The sequence below is a fragment of the Nocardioides sp. Arc9.136 genome (assembly GCF_030506255.1).
In the GTDB taxonomy this organism is placed as follows: domain Bacteria; phylum Actinomycetota; class Actinomycetes; order Propionibacteriales; family Nocardioidaceae; genus Nocardioides.
This window is the reverse complement of record NZ_CP113431.1, coordinates 1,383,978-1,401,157: the sequence shown is the minus strand read 5'-3', so window position 1 is coordinate 1,401,157 and position 17,180 is coordinate 1,383,978. Positions and strand designations below refer to the sequence as shown.

Below are 17,180 nucleotides of genomic sequence, written 5' to 3'. Positions count from 1 at the left end.
CCCGCCGGTCCGGCCCTCGCCGGGCCGGCGGGCTCGTCCACCATCCCGCCCTCGCGGCGCTCTGGCACCCTGGCTGCATGCAGCCCGCCGCCCGCACTGCGCCCGCGCCTCCCGCCACCGTCGCCTTCACCGACGTGCTCTCAGACGACGGCACCCGGCTGCGGGCCTGGACGAACGACCCCGAGGGCCGGCTCGCCGGACCCGCGGTGCTGCTGTGCAACGGCCTCGGCACCAGCGCCTTCGCCTGGCCCGCGCTGCTCGACCCCGGCTGCGGGGTGCGGGTCGTGTCGTGGAACCACCGCGGCACCGGCGGCTCGGACCGGCCGGCGCGCGCCGACGCCTGCGGCGTCGACGAGCTGGTCGAGGACGCGCTGTCGGTCATGGACCACTTCGGCCTGGACCGGGTCGTGGTGATGGGCTGGTCCATCGGCGTCAACACCGCCTTCCAGCTGGCCGTGGACCACCCCGAGCGGGTCGGCGGGATCCTCGCGGTCGCCGGCGTCCCCGGCGACACCTTCGCCACCATGCTCGGTCCCCTGCGGCTCCCCCGCGTCGCCGCCCGTGCGGTCACGACGGGCGTCTCCCGCGCCGTCCGGCTCGCCGGCCGGGCGGTCACGCCGGTCACCACGCGGCTGCCGGTCGGCGAGCGGACCGTCGACGTGCTCAGCCACAGCGGCTTCATGTTCCCGGTGGCCGACCCGCAGCTCACCGCGGCGGCTGTCCGGCAGTTCCTCACCACCCCCGTCGACTGGTACTTCCACATGGCGCTGACCACCTCCCGGCACCGACGCGTGCCGCTGAGCCGGGTGGGCGTGCCGTGTGTCTTCGTCGCGGGCCGGTGGGACCTGCTGGCCGGGGCCCGGCACATGGCGAGCGCGGCCGAGCGCGTGGCGGACGGGACCTACGTGGAGCTCGAGGGCTCCCACTTCATCCAGATGGAGCACCCCGACGAGGTGCACCGGCTGCTGGTCAACCTGGTGGCCCGGGTCTCGAGCGAGAAGGCCGCCTGACGTGCGCCGGCCGACCCGCCGCCTCGCGACGTACGCCGCCGGCGCGCTGCTCGCCCCGCTCGTGCTCGCCGGGTGCGGCCAGGGCGGCAACGAGGTCGACGTCGACGTCACCGGGACCGCCCCGGCGAGCCCGTCGTCGCGACCCTCCTCCGGTGGAAGCCCCGGTGGGAGCGCGAGCGGGACCCCCGACGGCGGCGCCGGCGCGGGCGGGACCTCCGCGCGACCGACGGTGACGGGCACGGTCGTGACCGGCCTCGAGGCCCCGTGGGGCATCGACTTCCTGCCCGACGGCGACGCCGTCGTCACCGAGCGCGACACCACCCGCGTGCTCCGCGTGACCGCGGACGGCGACGTCACCGAGCTCGGCACGATCGACGCGGCCGCCCCCCAGGGCGAAGCCGGCCTCCTGGGTGTCGCGGTCTCCCCGGACTTCGCCGAGGACCGGCTGGTCTACCTCTACGTCTCCACCGCGGAGGACAACCGCGTCGTGCGGGCGCAGCTGCGCGGCGACCGGCTCGGCGCGACCGAGGACGTCCTCACCGGCATCCCCAACGGGTTCATCCACGACGGCGGGCGGCTGCTGTTCGGGCCCGACGGTCACCTCTACGTCTCCACCGGCGAGGGCGGCGAGGAGTCGCGCTCCCAGGACCGTGACGACCTCGGCGGCAAGATCCTGCGGATCACGACCGAGGGCGACCCGGCGCCCGGCAACCCCTTCGACTCCCCCGTCTGGTCGTGGGGCCACCGCAACGTGCAGGGCCTGGCGTTCGACGCGGACGGCCGGCTGTGGGCCTCGGAGTTCGGCGACAGCACGTGGGACGAGCTGAACCTCGTCGAGAAGGGTCGCAACTACGGCTGGCCCGAGGTCGAGGGCCGCGCCGAGGGCGACATCGAGGGCGGGCCGAGCGGCGAGTTCGTCGACCCGGAGGTGCAGTGGCGCACCGATGAGGCCTCGCCCTCCGGACTGGCGTTCCTCGACGGCCACCTCTACCTCGCGGCCCTGCGCGGCGAGCGCCTGTGGCGGGTGCCCGTCGAGGGCGGCGGGGCCGGGGAGCCCGAGGCGTTCCTCGTCGGGGAGCACGGCCGGATGCGCACCGTCGCGGTCTCGCCCGACGGCGTCCTGTGGCTGAGCACGAGCAACCGCGACGGCCGCGGCGAGCCCGTCGAGGGCGACGACCGGATCCTGGCGCTCAGGCCCTGACCGGCGGCTCGGCCTCCGCCCCGTCCACCCGGCGGACCTCGCCGACGACGGTCGCGCGCCGGGCCGCCCGCCGCAGCGTGGTGAGCACCGCGGGGCCGAGCAGCACGATCGCGACCGCGTTGGTCACGGCACGGCCGGTGTCGAAGCTGCCGGTCGAGGTGAGCAGGGTGTACCGCGCGAACGTTGCGAGGTTGTCGAGCACCGGCGCGCCCGGCACGAAGGCCAGCGACCCCTCGTGACCGGGCACCTGCACGCCGAGCAGGAACGGCCACGACGAGAGGTTCATCAGCGCGCCGAAGAGGTACGCCGCCAGCACGCCGTACGCCGCCAGCATCGCGATCTCCCAGCGCCCCCGCACCCGGCGGGGCAGCAGGCCCGCGCCCATCCCCAGCCAGGCCGCGCACATCATCTGGAACGGCAGCCACGGCCCGACGCCGGCGGTCATCAGCGCCGAGGTGAACAGCGACGTGCACCCGAGCACGAATCCGAAACCGGGCCCGAAGACCCGCCCGGCCAGCACGAGCAGGAAGAAGACCAGCTCCACGCCCGCCGTGCCGGCGGAGACGGCGCGCAGCACGGCCTGGACCGCGCTCAGCACGCCGAGGACGGACAGCACCCGGGCGTCGAGCCCGCCCTCGGTCAGCTCGGCGAGCACGACCACCACCACGACCGGCAGCAGGGCCAGGAACAGGAACGGCGGGTCGACGCGGGCCTCGCCCGGCGACTGCAGCAGCAGCGGCCAGCACAGCATCATCAGCCCCGCCAGGGACGCCACGGACAGGACGAGCGCCGAGCGGCGGGAGACGCGGACCGCCGCCGTCGAGCCTGCGCCGCTCACGCCGGCTCCAGGGCCCGGGCGACCTCGTCGACCCGCAGCCACGGCGGCCCGAGCACCTTGGCCACCTGCGGGGCGAAGGACGGCGACTCCGCGAGCACGCGGCGTGCCGGGCCGTCCGAGACCACCTCTCCCTCGGCCAGCACCACCACGTCGTCGGCAGCCTGGGCGACGAACTCCACGTCGTGCGTCGCGACCAGCACCGCCCGGCCGTCGGCGGCGAGGCGGCGCAGCGTCGCGGCCAGGACCTCCTTGGCCGCGTAGTCCAGCCCGCGCGTCGGCTCGTCGAGCAGCAGCACCCGGGGCCGGGCGGCCAGCACCAGCGACAGCGCGAGCGCGAGCCGCTGGCCTTCGGAGAGGTCACGGGGATGGGCGTCGTCGGGGACACCGGGCACGAGGGAGTCGAGGATCCCGCGGGTGGTCGGGCCGCCCGCGGCGCACTCCTCGGCGACGGTCTCGAGGTACAGCAGGTCGGCGGCGTCCTGGGGCAGCAGCCCCACCGCGGCCCGGCGCTCGGCCGGGCCCAGGCGGGCGGGGTCCTGCCCCGCGACGTCGACCGTGCCGGCGTGCCGGCGGCGGCTGCCCTGCAGCGCCCACAGCAGCGAGGACTTCCCGGCGCCGTTGCGACCCATCAGGCCGGTCACCCGCCCGGCGACCAGGCGCAGGTCGACCTCGCGCAGCGCGGTGGTGCGGCCGTGGACCACGGTCAGCGACCGCGCGTCGAGGAGGGGGGCGCCGGACCGGGTGTCCCGGCCGGGGTCGGTCCCGGGCTCCGCCCCGGGCGGGGTCAGGACCAGCGAGCGCGCCCGTCGGCGCGCGTCACGGACGCTCAGCGGCAGCGGGTGCCAGCCGGCGAGCCGGCCGAGCTCGACGATCGGCGGGACGACGGGCGAGGTCTCGAGCAACTCGGCGGTCTCCCCGACGCGGACCGACCCGCTGCCGTCGAGCAGCAGCATCCGGTCGGCGAAGGGCACCACGCGCTCGAGCCGGTGCTCGGCCAGGAGCACGGACACGCCGAGGTCGTGGACGAGCCGGGTCAGCGTGGCGAGCACCTCCTCGGCCGCGGTGGGGTCGAGGGCGCTGGTGGGCTCGTCGAGGACCAGCAGTCGGGGGTGCATGGTCAGCACCGCCCCGATGGCGACCCGCTGCTGCTGGCCCCCCGAGAGCGTGCGCAGGTCCCGGTCGCGCAGCGCGGCGATGCCGAGCAGGTCGAGGGTCTCCTCGACCCGGCGGCGCATCGTCGCGGGCGGCAGGCCGAGCTGCTCCATGCCGTACGCGAGCTCCTCCTCCACGGTGTCGGTCACGAACCCCGCGGCGGGGTCCTGGCCGACGTACCCCACGACGTGGGCGCGGTCGCGCGGCGGCGCCTGGACCACGCTGGTGCCGTCGAGGAGCACGTCGCCGGTGAGCACGCCGCCGGAGAACCGCGGCACCAGGCCGGTGACGACGCCGAGCAGCGTCGACTTCCCGACGCCGGTCGGCCCGCTCACCAGGAGCAGCTCGCCCTCCTCGATCGTCAGGTCGACGCCGTCGAGCACCGGCGGGTGCCCCTCGCCGTAGCTGAACGTGATGCCCCGCAGCTCGATCACGCCGCCACCGTCCTCGGCGCCGGCGCTACGACCGCCGCGAGCGCTCCGAGGAGCACGCCGACGAGCAGGACCAGGCTGATCTCCGGCGCGCCGGCCAGGTCGGGGTAGGCGATCGCGACCTGGCTACGGCTGGCCCACACGCCGACCGCGCCGACGGCCACCCCGGAGGCGACGACGACCAGCTCCGGCCAGCGCCACCGGTCGGGCCGGTAGCGGCTGCGCTCCACCCGCCGCCCGGCGCTGGCCAGGCCGGCCACCGCCGCGACCACGCCGAGGACCAGCATCGGGGCCGCCAGCGCACGCGGCGCGGTCCGGTCGAGGACGCCGTACACCCCGACGCAGATGCCGCACAGGCCCAGCAGCAGGAACGCCCCGGTGGTGCGCCGCTCGGTCCTCCCGAGGCCCGGGGCCCGGCCGTACCCGCGGGCGTCCATGCCGGCCGCCAGCGCCAGGGAGCGCTCGAGCGCGTCCTCCAGCACCGGCACGAGCACGCGCCGCAGCCCCCGGACGCGGCGCTCCTCCCCCGCGCGCAGCTGCTGGGCGGCGCGGACCCGCCGGACGCTGTCGGCCAGCTGGGGCAGCACGGTGACGGCGACGACCAGCGCGGTGCCGACCTCGTGGAGCGCCGGCGGCACCGAGCGGAGCAGCCGCTTGGGGTTGGCCAGCGCGTTGGCCGCGCCGATGCAGACGATGATCGTGGCGAGCCGCAGCCCGTCGTACACCCCGCTCAGCAGGCCCTCCCGCGTCACCGGGCCGAGCAGCGTGACGCCCAGGACCCAGTCCGGGAGCGGCACCTGCGGCAGGTCCAGGAGGACGGTGCCGGGGTAGCTGCCGCCGAAGACGACCCGGAACAGCACCCGCAGCACCAGCACGAGGAGCCCCAGCCAGAGGTAGAGCCGGAAGGACGCCGCCCACGGCTGGTCGGAGCGGCGGCTCACGACCACGAGCGTCGCCACGGCGAGCAGGAGGCCCAGGACGAGCGGGTTGGTCGTCGACGAGGCGGCCGTCGCCAGGCCGATCGCCCACGCGTACCACGCGACCGGGTGGAGGTCGCGCGGCAGGCGCGCCGCCCGGGCCCGCGCGCGGACGTCGGCCACGCCCGACCTGGTCCCGCTCACGCCGTGCTCATGCTCTGGTCATGGCCGTGCTCACGGCCTCCCGGTCGTGCGACGGCGGGCCACGACCGCGGCGACCGCGGCCAGCAGGAGCACGACGAACGCGAGCGGCACCCAGGCCGGGAGGCCGTCGTCGTCCGGCTCGGCGGCGGTGGGTGCGGTGTCCTCCTCGACCGCCGGGTACGTCGTGGAGCCGGCCTCCGACGGGCTGGGCGAGGCCGAGCCGGACGCACCGGCGCGCCGGTCGCCCGAGCGGCGCTCGTCGTCCTCGCGGGCCTTGCGGTCCTTGCGGTCCTCGCGCCCCCCGGCTGCGTCCTCGCCGGCCGTCGTCGACGCGTCCGCGGAGGGCGACGCCGCGGCACCGGCCGAGCCGCTGGTCGTCGGCGCCGCGGCCGGGCCGCGGGTCGGCCCCGCCGTGGGGGTGGAGCGCCCGCCGCCGGTGGACGGCTGCTTCGTCGGGCCCGCGGTGGGGCTCGGCGAAGCGGCCGGGGCCCGGTGCGGCGTGGGGGTCGCGCTCGGCGGGCTCTTGGTGCTCGAGCCCTGCCAGGAGAACGCGACGTAGCCGCCGTCGGGCACCGTGAGGCTGCCGGCACCGAGGGAGGCGTAGGTCCAGGAGCCCGACGTGCCGTCGGACCAGTACAGCGCCCAGTAGGCGTCGGCCGGCGCGGCGTTGACGCACGGGTCGCTGGCGGGCACGCCACCCACGCGGCACACGAAGCCGGGGTCGCGCTGGGCGTAGGAGAGCGGGAACCCCGCAGCGCCGAAGACGGCAGCCGCGGTGTCACCGCCGCCGCCCGGGACGCACACCTGCTGCACGCCGCCGCCGAGCTGGTTGTGGTCGACGACCGCGGTGACGCCGGTGTCGCTCGAGCAGGCCGCGGCCTGGGCGGGCGCCGGGGTCACCACGCCGGCCGCCGCGACCACGAGGGTCGCGGCGGCCGCGCGTGCGAGCAGGCGGCGGAGCATCAGCGGCAGCCCGACGTGTACGCCAGGCCCGGCACGCCCTGCGCCGTCGCGCGGCGCCACTGGTCGCGCTCCTCCACCGAGATGCCGTCGCGCGCGGCCTTCTCGGCGGCGCGGTCGAAGGCGATCGCACCCTTCTCGCCGGCCAGCGGCGTCCCGGCGTAGGAGCCGGTGAGCTGGAGGCCGGCGACGGCGCGCGCCGCCTTCTGGGCCGCCGAGCAGCGACCGGCGTCGCCCAGCGCCCAGGCGGCGAGCCCGGTGCTGTTCGCGTTCGGGTCGCTGCCGGTGCGCCGGCCGTCGGAGGCGTACAGGCCGTCGCGCTGCGGGCGCTTGGCCAGCCAGCCGAGCGCGGAGCTGATCGCGCGGCGGACCTTCGTCGACTTCTGGGGCAGGGCGCGGAGGGAGATCACCGCGACGGCGGTCGCGTCGACGTTGGGCTTGGCGTTCGAGCGCGGCGCGGCGTCGCAGCCGTGGCTGGCGGCGTCCACGGCGTCGAGCGTGACCCGGAAGTAGCCGGCGTCGCACTGCTGGCGCAGCAGGAAGCGGACCGCCGCTGCCGCGTGCCGCGAGCGCGCGACGGAGAGGGCCTCGGCGGCGTAGGCCTGCCCGAGGGTGTTGGCGTAGTCGGTCGCGCCCCGGTCCTGGATCCGGCCGGCGGCCGCGCCCTTCTTGACGACACGGCCGTTGAGCCGCTTGACCAGGTCGGTGCCGCCGAAGTCGCGGGCGTCGGCGCCCGCGCGCTGGGCCAGCACGGCGGCCTTGGCGACCGAGCCGGCGTACACGTCGCTGGAGCCGAAGTCGGCACCCGTGGTCCAGCTGTCGACGCGAGGGGCCAGCGCCTTGCGGATCGTGCGCACGGTCCGGGCCTCGCCGCCCACGGCGTCGAGGGCGAGGGCGACGTCCGCGGTCAGGCCGTAGTCGTCGAAGTCGTACTGGTCGTTGTGGACCAGCCCGTCGGTGAGCTGCTGGGTGAGCCACCGGGCACCGCGGTCCTCGGGGGCCGCGTGGGCGGGGGCGGAGAGGACGCCGGCCGAGAGCACCGCTGCGGTGAGACCTCCGGCGAGCAGGCGAGCTGGGTTGCGCATGTGTTCCTTCCCGCTGCGCCAGCGGGACGGCTGCGACCGGGGAGCCCCGGCGTGGCCACCCGCTGCGTTCCTCGACAGCGTGTGATCGGGCGTCTCGCAGCAGGTGCTCCGGCTCGCCGCGCGGTCCCGGTGGTGCTGGGTGCCGTCGACCTACGGTTGCGGGTCAGCGCCGGACTCGGACCGGCTTCCCCTGGCTGTGGACGGTGTGGATGTCTGCGGCAGCGTACTCCACGCTGCACCCGCCCCCAACCGTCCTCGGACGGGTGAGGAAGGCCTCAGCCGGGCCTCCCCCACCGCGTCCGCGGCGGGGCGTCGGGACTCCCCGGTCAGCCCTCCTGGATGAGGGCGTAGGGGTCGACGCCGTCGACGAGCGTGCCCAGGGGCAGGTGCTCGGGCAGCTGCACGGCGCCGGTGCGCGCCGTCCGCCCGGCGGCCGGGCGCGAGCGCGGCGGCGGGTTGCGGTAGAGCCGCTCGACGAAGCCGTTGTAGCGCTTCAGCACGCCCGGAGCCTGCAGCCGGATGAGCACCTCGTCGCTCGGCAGCGCCGCCGGGGACCAGTTGGCCGAGCCGTTGAGGGTCATGGTGGCGCGGCGGTCGTTGCCGTAGTGGCCACGCACGGTCAGCACCTTGGTGTGCAGGTAGCGGTCGTAGACGCCGTCGCCGTTGAAGTCCTGGGTGACCTGCCGCAGCGGCACCGGCTTCGCGCCCTCGCGGCGCAGGATGCGGAGCACCTCGTTGCCCGCGACGGCGTACACGATCTTCACGTTGCAGCCGGAGTTCTGCTTGCGGCGCACCGCCCAGGCGATCTTCTTGCCGCGCTCACCGTGCCAGGAGGTCATCGAGATCCGGATCTTCGTCCGGCCCGAGGAGGTGTTGCGGGCGCCGGTGCAGGAGATCTTCGACAGCTCGCGCAGCACCGGGTCGCCCTGCGTGCCCTTGCCGCGCCAGGGGTAGACCATCGTGGTGAGGCTCCTGCCGAAGGCCCGGTGCCGGTAGCCCTGCTTGACGTTCTCGTCCTGCCACATCTGGGCGAAGACCGTGCGCAGCTCCTGGTAGACCGGCTTGCGGCCGACGACGGTGTACATGTCGTTCCACTGGCCGTACGCCGCGAGGTCGGTGGCGTTGAACGAGCCGTTCATGACCACCCAGCGGGCCTTGCCGGCCTGGCTGAAGAGGAAGAACTTCGAGTGGGCGATGCCGCCCCGCCCGCGGCAGGCGCTCACGCACTTGCGCAGCCCGCTGCGCAGGTACGGCTTGCGGGAGCCGTTGCCCTCCTTCAGCGCGCGCTGCAGGCGGTTGACGCCACGGTTGGGGTTGTCGGGGTTGGCGTTGAGGCGGTCCATGACGACCTTGACGCCGACCTTGCGCTTGGCGTGCGCGCGGATGAGCGCGTCGACGATGTCGTCGCTGCGGACGTTCCAGCTGGCGATGCGGATCTGGCCCTTGCGCGGCACGGCGTTGATGGACTTGATGACGTGCCCGATCACCGCGCGACGGGCGTCGCGCCCACCGAGCGGGTCATTGGTCTTCACCCCCGCCGGTGGGGTGTAGCGGGCGGCCTCGGCCGGCACCGCGAGGGGGCCGGCCAGGAGGGCGAGGACGGCGGCGACGCTCGTGAGCGCGGTGAGGAGGGAGGTCCGTGCGAAGGGGAGGGACGGGCGGTTGGTCATCGACGAGGCACCCCGGAATCGGCTCGGTCGTGGGGGGACAACTGCATCCACGACGGTAACAAGAGCCCCCCGTGCCACACGGGACCCGGGTGCCCGGGGCCGGCGGGTCCGGCGGGTCCGGCGGGTCCGGCGCCGCCGGCCCTCCGCTTCCCGGTCAGCGCGGGTCACGGCCGGTCAGGGCCGGTCAGGGCCGGTCAGTCGACCTCGATCTCGGCGTACGGGTCCAGCACGCCGAGCCGGCGGCCGAGCAGCGGCGCGAGCTGACCGGTCTCGGGCGGGTGCCGGTAGAGCTTGGTGATCCACCGGTCGTAGTCGCGCAGGACCGAGGGGCGCTTGATCCGCAGCACCGCCTCGTCGCTGTTGAGCACCGCCGGCGACCAGTTGGCCGAGCCGTTGACGGTGATCCAGGCCGAGCGGTCCCCGCGGTAGCGCCCGCGGATGGTGAGCACCTTCATGTGCAGGTAGCGGTCGTAGACCCCGTCCCCGTCGAAGTCTTGGACGATCTGGCGCATCCGCACCGGCCGTCGGCCCTCGCGGCGCAGGATGCGCAGCACCTCGTTGCCCATGACGGCGTAGACGATCTTCACGTCGCAGCCGTGGTTCTGCATCCGGCGCACCCGCCACGCCAGGCGGGTGCCGCGCTCGCCGAACCAGCTGGTCATCGCGATCCGGACCTTGGTGCGGCCGCTGGCGGTGTTGCGCGCACCGCGGCAGCGCACGGCCTTCAGCTCGCTGAGGGCCGGGTCGAGCCGGCGCGCCCGGGGCCCGGCGTAGGGGTAGAAGAACGCGGTGACCGGGCCGACCTTGGCGCGGGTGAAGGCCTTGCGCACCGGCTTGTCGCGCCACATCTGGGCGAACGTGCCGCGGAACGCGTCGTACATCCCCGGCTTGCCGCGCACGGTGTAGATCTCGTTCCACTGGTTGCTGGAGGCGAGGTCGGTGGCGTTGAAGGAGCCGTTCATGACCACCCAGCGGGCGCGACCGGTGCGGCTGAAGAGGAAGAACTTCGAGTGCGAGATGCCGCTGGTGCCGCGGCAGGAGCTCACGCAGGTCTTCACGTGGCTGCGGCGGGCCGGTCGCCGGGCGTCGTTGCCGTTGGTGGAGAGCTCGTGGACCAGGCTGCGCACGCCCGGGTTCGGGTCCTCGCTGGTCCCCAGGTTGCCGCGCGACATGATCATCCGGACGGTCGCGCCCCGGCGGTGCGCCGAGGCGAGCGCGCGGGTGATGCCGGCGTTGCGGACGTTCCAGCTCGCGACGCGGATCTGGCCGCCGCGGGGGGTGTGGTCGATCGCCTTGATCACCTGGCGCACGATCCGGCGCCGCTCGCGCCGCCCGCCGAGCGGGTTGTTGAACGTCGCGCCGGCGCGGGGGCGCCACGCCTTCCTCGGCCCCTTGCGTGCGGCCGGCGGCGCCGCCACGAGGGCTGCGGGCCCGACGGACGCGACGGACCGGGCCGACGGAGCGGCGGGCGCCGCGGTGGCCGGGCCGGCGCCGAGCGGCACGGACCCGGCGAGGGTGAGGACGAGGGCGAGGACCGTGCTCAGGACGAGCAGGCCCAGGGTGCGGCGGACGACGGACACGACACTCCTAGCAACGGACGAGACGGTCCCCCAAGACCGCGTGCACAGGGTACGGGTCCGTCCCACCAGTCACAGCCGTCACACGCCGCACGGTCGACGTTCGTCACGGCTGGTCGCGCTCGTTGCGGTTCGTCGCCCCTCGACACCGGCGCACGACGCACCAGGGGCCACCCGGGACCGTCCACGTGGACGGGCCGGGTGGCCCCTGGCCGGGTCGAGCAGGAGGCGCGCGCTCAGCCGAGCTTTTCGAGGATCAGCTCGCGCACGCGGCCGGCGTCGGCCTGGCCGCGCATCTCCTTCATCACCGCACCGATGAGCGCACCGGCCGCGGCGACCTTGCCGTCGCGGATCTTGTCGGCGACGTCGGGGTTGGCCGCGATGGCGTTGTCGACGGCCGCGGAGAGCGCGCCCTCGTCGGAGACGATCGCGAGCCCACGACCCTCGACGACCTCGTCCGGGGTGCCCTCGCCGGCGAGCACGCCGTCGAAGACCTGGCGCGCCAGCTTGTCGTTGATCGCGCCGGAGTCCACGAGCGCCTGGACACGGGCGACGTCGACCGGCGAGACGCCGAGGCCGGCGAGCTCGGTGCCGGCCTCGTTCGCGCGACGGGCGAGCTCGGAGAGCCACCACTTGCGGGCCGCCTGCGGGCTGGCGCCGGCGGCGATCGTCTCCTCGACCAGGCCGAGCGCGCCGGCGCCCACCGTGTCGCGCATCTCCAGGTCCGAGAAGCCCCAGGCCTCCTGCAGCCGGGCCCGCTTCACGGTCGGGTTCTCCGGCAGCGTCCCGCGCAGCTCGTCGACCCACTGGCGCGAGGGCGCCACCGGGACGAGGTCGGGCTCGGGGAAGTACCGGTAGTCCTCAGCGTCGGACTTCTCCCGGCCGCTGGTGGTGATGCCGGTGTCCTCGTGCCAGTGGCGGGTCTCCTGGAGGATCGGGCTGCCGCCGGAGAGGATCGCGCCGTGGCGCTGCATCTCGTAGCGGACCGCCCGCTCCACCGAGCGCAGCGAGTTGACGTTCTTGGTCTCCGTGCGGGTGCCCAGCTCGCCGGTGCCCTTCGGCGCCAGCGAGAGGTTCACGTCGGCGCGGATCGAGCCCTGGTCCATCCGCGCGTCGGAGACGCCGAGGGCGACGATCAGCTCGCGCAGCTGCGCGACGTACGCCTTGGCGATCTCCGGTGCCTTCTCCCCCGCGCCGCGGATCGGCTTGGTGACGATCTCGATCAGGGGGATGCCGGCGCGGTTGTAGTCGACCAGGGAGTACTCCGCACCGTGGATGCGACCGGTGGCCCCGCCGACGTGCAGCGACTTGCCGGTGTCCTCCTCCATGTGCGCGCGCTCGATCTCGACGCGGAAGGTCTCCCCGTCGACGTCGACGTCCATGTAGCCCTCGAACGCGATCGGCTCGTCGTACTGGGAGGTCTGGAAGTTCTTCGGCATGTCCGGGTAGAAGTAGTTCTTCCGCGCGAACCGGCACCACTCGGCGATCTCGCAGTTGAGCGCCAGCCCGATCCGGATGGCCGACTCCACCGCCTTGCCGTTGACGACCGGCATGGCGCCGGGCAGGCCGAGGCAGGTCGGGCAGACCTGGGTGTTCGGCTCGGCGCCGAACTCCGTGGGGCAGCCGCAGAACATCTTCGACGCGGTGTTGAGCTCGACGTGGACCTCCAGGCCCAGCGCCGGGTCGTACGACGCGAGCACGTCGTCCCACGGCATGAGTGCCTCGCGGGTGCTCGTGGTGGTCATCGGGGTGCTCCTTCCAGGGCGGGTGCCTGCGCCAGCAGCGGGCCGCCCCACTGCTCGTGCAGCGCGGCCTCCAGCGCGGCGCCGACGCGGTAGAGCCGGTCGTCGGCCAGGGCGGGCGCCAGCACCTGGAAGCCCGCGGGCAGGCCGTCCTCGGCGAGGCCGCTGGGCAGCGACATGCCGGGGACGCCGGCGAGGTTGGCCGGGATGGTGGCGAGGTCGTTGAGGTACATCGCCAGCGGGTCATCAAGCTTCTCGCCGAGCTTGAACGCGGTCGTCGGCGCCGTCGGGGAGACCAGGACGTCGGCCTTCTCGAAGGCCGCGTCGAAGTCGCGGCTGATCAGCGTCCGCACCTTCTGGGCCTGGCCGTAGTAGGCGTCGTAGTAGCCGCTGGAGAGCGCGTAGGTGCCCAGGATGATGCGGCGCTTGACCTCGTCGCCGAAGCCGGCGTCACGGGTGGCGCGCATGACCTGCTCGGCGCTCGGGTTGTCGATCCCCTCGGGGAGCACGCGCAGGCCGTAGCGCATGGCGTCGAACTTCGCCAGGTTGCTGGAGGCCTCGCACGGCATGACCAGGTAGTAGGTCGCCAGGGCGTGGACGAAGCTCGGGCAGGAGACCTCGACGACCTCCGCGCCGGCCTTGACCAGCAGCTCGACGGCCTCGGTGAAGCGCGCCTGCACGCCCGCCTGGTAGCCCTCCCCCTGCAGCTCGGTGATGACGCCGACCCGCACGCCGGTCAGGTCGCCGAGGGCGCCCTGCTCCGCGGCAGCGACCAGGCCCGGGAGCGGCTGGGCGATGCTGGTGGAGTCGAACGGGTCGTGCCCGCCGACCAGCTCGTGCAGCAGCGCGGAGTCGAGCACGGTGCGGGTCACCGGCCCGACCTGGTCGAGGCTGTTGGCCATCGCCACGAGGCCGTAGCGCGACACCCCGCCATACGTCGGCTTCACGCCGACGGTGCCGGTGACGGCGCCGGGCTGGCGGATCGAGCCGCCGGTGTCGGTGCCGAGGGCCAGCGGCGCCTCGAAGGCCGCCACGGCCGCGGCCGAGCCGCCGCCCGAGCCGCCCGGGATCCGGTCGAGGTCCCAGGGGTTGCGGGTGGGTCCGTACGCCGAGTGCTCGGTCGAGGAGCCCATCGCGAACTCGTCCATGTTGGTCTTGCCGAGGATCGGCAGGCCGGCCTCCTTGAGGCGGCGCACGACGGTCGCGTCGTACGGCGGCAGCCAGCCCTCCAGGATCTTCGAGCCGCACGTGGTGGGCATCCCGACCGTGGTCAGCACGTCCTTGACGGCGATCGGCACGCCGTCGAGGCGCGAGGCCGCGGCGCCGGCGGCACGGCGGGCGTCGGACTCGGTGGCCTGGGCCAGCGCACCCTCGGCGTCGACGTGGAGGAACGCGTGGACCGCGCCGTCGACCTCGGCGATGCGGTCGAGGTGGGCCTGGGTCAGCGCGACCGAGGTGGTCTCGCCGGCGGCCAGGGCGTCGCCGAGCTCGGCGGCGGTGCGGGTCTCGAGGTGGTCTCGCGTGCTCACTGCTCGTCCCCCAGGATCCGCGGCACGGCGAAGCGCTGCTGCTCGACGGCGGGCGCCATCGCGAGCGCCTCGTCGGGGGTCAGGGACGGGGTCACGACGTCCTCCCGGAAGACGTTGGTCAGCGGCAGCGGGTGGGACGTCGGCGGCACGTCGTCGCCGGCGGCCCCGGTGATGGAGGCCACCGACTCCAGGATCACCGTCAGCTGCGGGGCGAGGTGGTCCAGCTCGGCGTCGTCCAGGTCGATCCGGGCGAGGTCCGCCAGGTGCGCGACCTCGTCACGCGTTATCTCAGGCATGGGGTCGATCTTAGGAGCCCGGCCCGTTTGTCCCGTCGCCGGTCGGGCACCGGAGAAGTTGAACGGTCAACCGAACACCCCAACCGGACGGAGACACCGCTCCTCATGACCAAGCTCGCGATCGTCTACTACTCCTCCTACGGCACCACCCACCAGATGGCCCGGCGCGTCGCCGAGGCCGCCGAGAAGCACGGTGCCGAGGTGCGGCTGCGCCACGTCGCCGAGACCGCCCCGACCGAGGTCGTCGAGGGCCAGGAGGCCTGGGCGGCCCACCGCCGCGAGGTGGAGGGCGAGCCCGTCGCCTCGCCCGACGACCTGGACTGGGCCGACGCCGTGGTCTTCGGCTCGCCGACCCGCTACGGCCACGTGACCAGCCAGCTGCAGTCGTTCATCGACACCCTCGGCCCGCTGTGGGCCCAGGGGAAGCTGGCCGACAAGGTCTACACCGCCTTCACCTCCTCCCAGACCCGGCACGGCGGCCAGGAATCGACGCTGCTGGCGATGCACACGACCTTCGCCCACTTCGGCGGCATCATCGTGCCGCCGGGCTACACCGACCAGCTGAAGTTCAACGACGGCAACCCCTACGGCGTCGGCAAGGTCACCGGCCAGTCCGCCGAGCTGGACGACGACGACAACGCCGCGCTGGACCACCTGGTCGTCCGCGCCCTCACCGTCGCGGAGCGGCTCGCCGGCTGAGGCTGCTCGTCCGCACGGCCCCTGCAGGAGTCCCCGGTCCACCGGGGACTCCTGCGCTTCCCGGGGTGGATCTGCCCCGGGAAGCAGCAGACTCCCCCGGTAACCACCGGGTCCCCTGGCTGGCACGCCGGTACGCCGGCACCCCGCCCCACCCAACCGGTCCTGGCGGTCGCGGCATCTGATCGGGTAAACACCACCCGACAGGAGCCCCCCCGTGCCACGACCACCCTCCGACGCCGAGTTCGGCGAGCTGGTCCACGCCACGTGGCCCTCGCTGTACCGCACGGCGTACCTCCTCCTCGGCGACCACGCCGAGGCCGAGGACCTCGTCCAGACCGCGCTGGCCAAGACGTACGCGTCGTGGTCGAAGGTGCGCACCCTCGAGGCGGCGCCGGCGTACGCCCGCACCGTCCTGGTCAACACCGCCGGCTCCTGGTTCCGCAAGCGCGGCTGGCGCAACGAGCGCCCGACCGCCGAGCTGCCCGAGCACGTCGCCCCCGGCACCGACCTCGCGGACCGGCCGACCCTCGTCGCGGCCCTCGCCGAGCTCGCGCCGCGGCAGCGCGCCGTGGTGGTGCTGCGCTACTACGCCGACCTCCCGGTCGCCCAGGTCGCCGCCGCCCTCGGCTGCAGCGAAGGCACCGTCAAGAGCCAGACCTCCGACGCACTCGTCCGGCTGCGCTCGCTGCTCGGCGACGCCGTCGTCCCGCACACCTCAGGAGCCCACCGTGACTGAACGTCTCTCCGCCCTCCTCCACGCCGAGGCCGACGAGCTGCGGGTGCCGCCGCCGGACCCCGCCACCGTCCTGGCGGGCGGTCGGCGGATCCGGCGCCGCGGGAGGCTGGCGGCCGCCGGCACGTCGCTGGCGGTCCTCGCCCTCGTCGGTGGCGGCGCCCTCGCGGCGACCGGCGGCGACGACTCCCCCGGGCGCGGCGTCGACCTGCCGGTGGCCAGCGCTCCTGCGGTGGACTGGGCGGTCGGGTCGGGGTCCACCGTGCACCTCGACGACGGCTCCGAGGTCGAGGTCGACGGCGTGGTCACCTCGCTCTACTACACCTCCGCCGGCGTGCTGGTCCGCACCGGCGCGAGCTCCTCGGCCGACCAGGACGACCACCACTACGAGCTGGTCGACGGCGACGGCGCCCCGACGTCGTTCGACCTCGACCTCGGCGACCGTGTGGCGAGCACCGACCCCACGCTCCCGCTCATGGCCTACGCCCGCTCCGGCGGCGACGCCCGCAGCTGGGAGGTGGTGCTCCGCGACGTGCGCAGCGGCGAGGAGGTCCGGAGCTTCCCGGTCCGGGGCTCCTACACCTGGGCCGGCTGGGTGGCACCGCCGGTCGCGCTCGACGGCGACACGGTGTACGTCGGGCTCGACGACGCCACGCTGGCCGTCGACTGGCGCTCGGGCGAGGTCAGCACCAGCACGCTGCCGGGCAGCACCATGCCGGCGGTCCGCGGCGGCCGCGACGTCGTCGACGTCGTCGAGGGACCCCGCGCGCAGGACGCCGAGGCCGTCGTGGCCGTCGGCAGCCGGGAGGAGCTCCTGGTGACCTCCGGCCCCGAGCAGCTGGCCAGCCTGTCCCCCGACGGGCGGACGGCGCTGCTGCACGGCTACCGGCTGTGCAAGGACGACGACCGGTGCAGCTTCACCGAGGACGGCGTGCTCGTCGACCTGGAGACCGGGCGGCGGGTCGACGTCGCCCTGGACGGCGCCTCCGGCAGCGGCTGGACCACCGACGGCCGGCTGCTGGTGGTCACCGCGGAGACGGTGGCGGTGTGCGACGCGACCGGTGCCTGCACGCCCACGTCGGTGGAGGTGGACGAGGCGGGGATCCGGGTGGGCGGCACCCTCTACGAGGCCTGAC

At 74.8% G+C, this 17,180-nt stretch carries 15 protein-coding genes and 1 riboswitch; of the genes, 5 read left to right on the top strand and 10 right to left on the bottom strand.

Annotated elements, in window-relative coordinates; translation table 11 throughout:
* Window positions 1-77: 77 nt before the first annotated feature.
* Entirely contained in the window at window positions 78-1,010 is a 933-nt protein-coding gene (locus tag OSR43_RS06760; RefSeq protein ID WP_302270441.1) for an alpha/beta fold hydrolase, read from the top strand.
* Window position 1,011: 1 nt separating this feature from the next.
* On the top strand, window positions 1,012-2,211 hold the full coding sequence (locus OSR43_RS06755) for a sorbosone dehydrogenase family protein (protein ID WP_302270440.1): 1,200 nt from the start codon (window positions 1,012-1,014) through the stop codon (window positions 2,209-2,211).
* Here the strand turns inward: OSR43_RS06755 and OSR43_RS06750 are convergent.
* The 10 genes from OSR43_RS06750 to gatC all read right to left on the bottom strand — a co-directional run bounded on the left by OSR43_RS06750 (window position 2,201) and on the right by gatC (window position 14,612).
* Entirely contained in the window at window positions 2,201-3,049 is an 849-nt protein-coding gene (locus tag OSR43_RS06750) for an ECF transporter S component (RefSeq protein ID WP_302270439.1), read from the bottom strand. The genes OSR43_RS06755 and OSR43_RS06750 overlap by 11 nt on opposite strands.
* Window positions 3,046-4,635: an ABC transporter ATP-binding protein gene (locus OSR43_RS06745; RefSeq protein WP_302270438.1), complete on the bottom strand. Its 1,590-nt coding sequence runs from the start codon at window positions 4,633-4,635 to the stop codon at window positions 3,046-3,048. Before OSR43_RS06745 ends, OSR43_RS06750 begins: the two co-directional genes overlap by 4 nt.
* Complete coding sequence (locus OSR43_RS06740) at window positions 4,632-5,753, bottom strand: energy-coupling factor transporter transmembrane component T (protein ID WP_302270437.1); 1,122 nt, start codon at window positions 5,751-5,753, stop codon at window positions 4,632-4,634. Before OSR43_RS06740 ends, OSR43_RS06745 begins: the two co-directional genes overlap by 4 nt.
* Before the next feature lie 30 nt (window positions 5,754-5,783).
* The gene (locus tag OSR43_RS06735; RefSeq protein WP_302270436.1) at window positions 5,784-6,716 is read right to left on the bottom strand and encodes a hypothetical protein; all 933 of its coding nucleotides are present in this window, start codon (window positions 6,714-6,716) and stop codon (window positions 5,784-5,786) included.
* Window positions 6,716-7,798, bottom strand: a complete 1,083-nt coding sequence (locus tag OSR43_RS06730; protein ID WP_302270435.1) for a hypothetical protein — start codon at window positions 7,796-7,798, stop codon at window positions 6,716-6,718. The genes OSR43_RS06735 and OSR43_RS06730 overlap by 1 nt, the downstream gene beginning before the upstream one ends.
* Before the next feature lie 101 nt (window positions 7,799-7,899).
* A riboswitch (cobalamin riboswitch) is annotated at window positions 7,900-7,990 on the bottom strand.
* 134 nt (window positions 7,991-8,124) lie between these two features.
* Complete coding sequence (locus OSR43_RS06725; protein WP_302270433.1) at window positions 8,125-9,468, bottom strand: phosphatidylserine/phosphatidylglycerophosphate/cardiolipin synthase family protein; 1,344 nt, start codon at window positions 9,466-9,468, stop codon at window positions 8,125-8,127.
* A 194-nt stretch (window positions 9,469-9,662) separates the two neighbouring features.
* Entirely contained in the window at window positions 9,663-11,048 is a 1,386-nt protein-coding gene (locus OSR43_RS06720; protein ID WP_302270432.1) for a phospholipase D-like domain-containing protein, read from the bottom strand.
* Between the two features lie 233 nt (window positions 11,049-11,281).
* A complete protein-coding gene (gene gatB / locus OSR43_RS06715) occupies window positions 11,282-12,790 on the bottom strand; it encodes an Asp-tRNA(Asn)/Glu-tRNA(Gln) amidotransferase subunit GatB (protein ID WP_302270431.1) in 1,509 nt (502 codons plus the stop codon).
* Complete coding sequence (gene gatA / locus OSR43_RS06710; protein ID WP_302270430.1) at window positions 12,787-14,316, bottom strand: Asp-tRNA(Asn)/Glu-tRNA(Gln) amidotransferase subunit GatA; 1,530 nt, start codon at window positions 14,314-14,316, stop codon at window positions 12,787-12,789. Before gatA ends, gatB begins: the two co-directional genes overlap by 4 nt.
* Window positions 14,313-14,612, bottom strand: a complete 300-nt coding sequence (gene gatC / locus OSR43_RS06705; protein ID WP_302270429.1) for an Asp-tRNA(Asn)/Glu-tRNA(Gln) amidotransferase subunit GatC — start codon at window positions 14,610-14,612, stop codon at window positions 14,313-14,315. Before gatC ends, gatA begins: the two co-directional genes overlap by 4 nt.
* 105 nt (window positions 14,613-14,717) lie before the next feature.
* Here gatC and wrbA point away from each other — a divergent pair, with 105 nt between their 5' ends.
* From wrbA to OSR43_RS06690, 3 genes are all read left to right on the top strand, one after another.
* The gene (wrbA, locus tag OSR43_RS06700; RefSeq protein WP_302270427.1) at window positions 14,718-15,311 is read left to right on the top strand and encodes an NAD(P)H:quinone oxidoreductase; all 594 of its coding nucleotides are present in this window, start codon (window positions 14,718-14,720) and stop codon (window positions 15,309-15,311) included.
* A 214-nt stretch (window positions 15,312-15,525) separates the two neighbouring features.
* Window positions 15,526-16,047 (top strand): SigE family RNA polymerase sigma factor, encoded by a 522-nt coding sequence (locus tag OSR43_RS06695; protein ID WP_302270425.1) that lies wholly within the window; start codon window positions 15,526-15,528, stop codon window positions 16,045-16,047.
* The gene (locus OSR43_RS06690; RefSeq protein ID WP_302270424.1) at window positions 16,040-17,179 is read left to right on the top strand and encodes a hypothetical protein; all 1,140 of its coding nucleotides are present in this window, start codon (window positions 16,040-16,042) and stop codon (window positions 17,177-17,179) included. Before OSR43_RS06695 ends, OSR43_RS06690 begins: the two co-directional genes overlap by 8 nt.
* Window position 17,180: the final 1 nt, after the last annotated feature.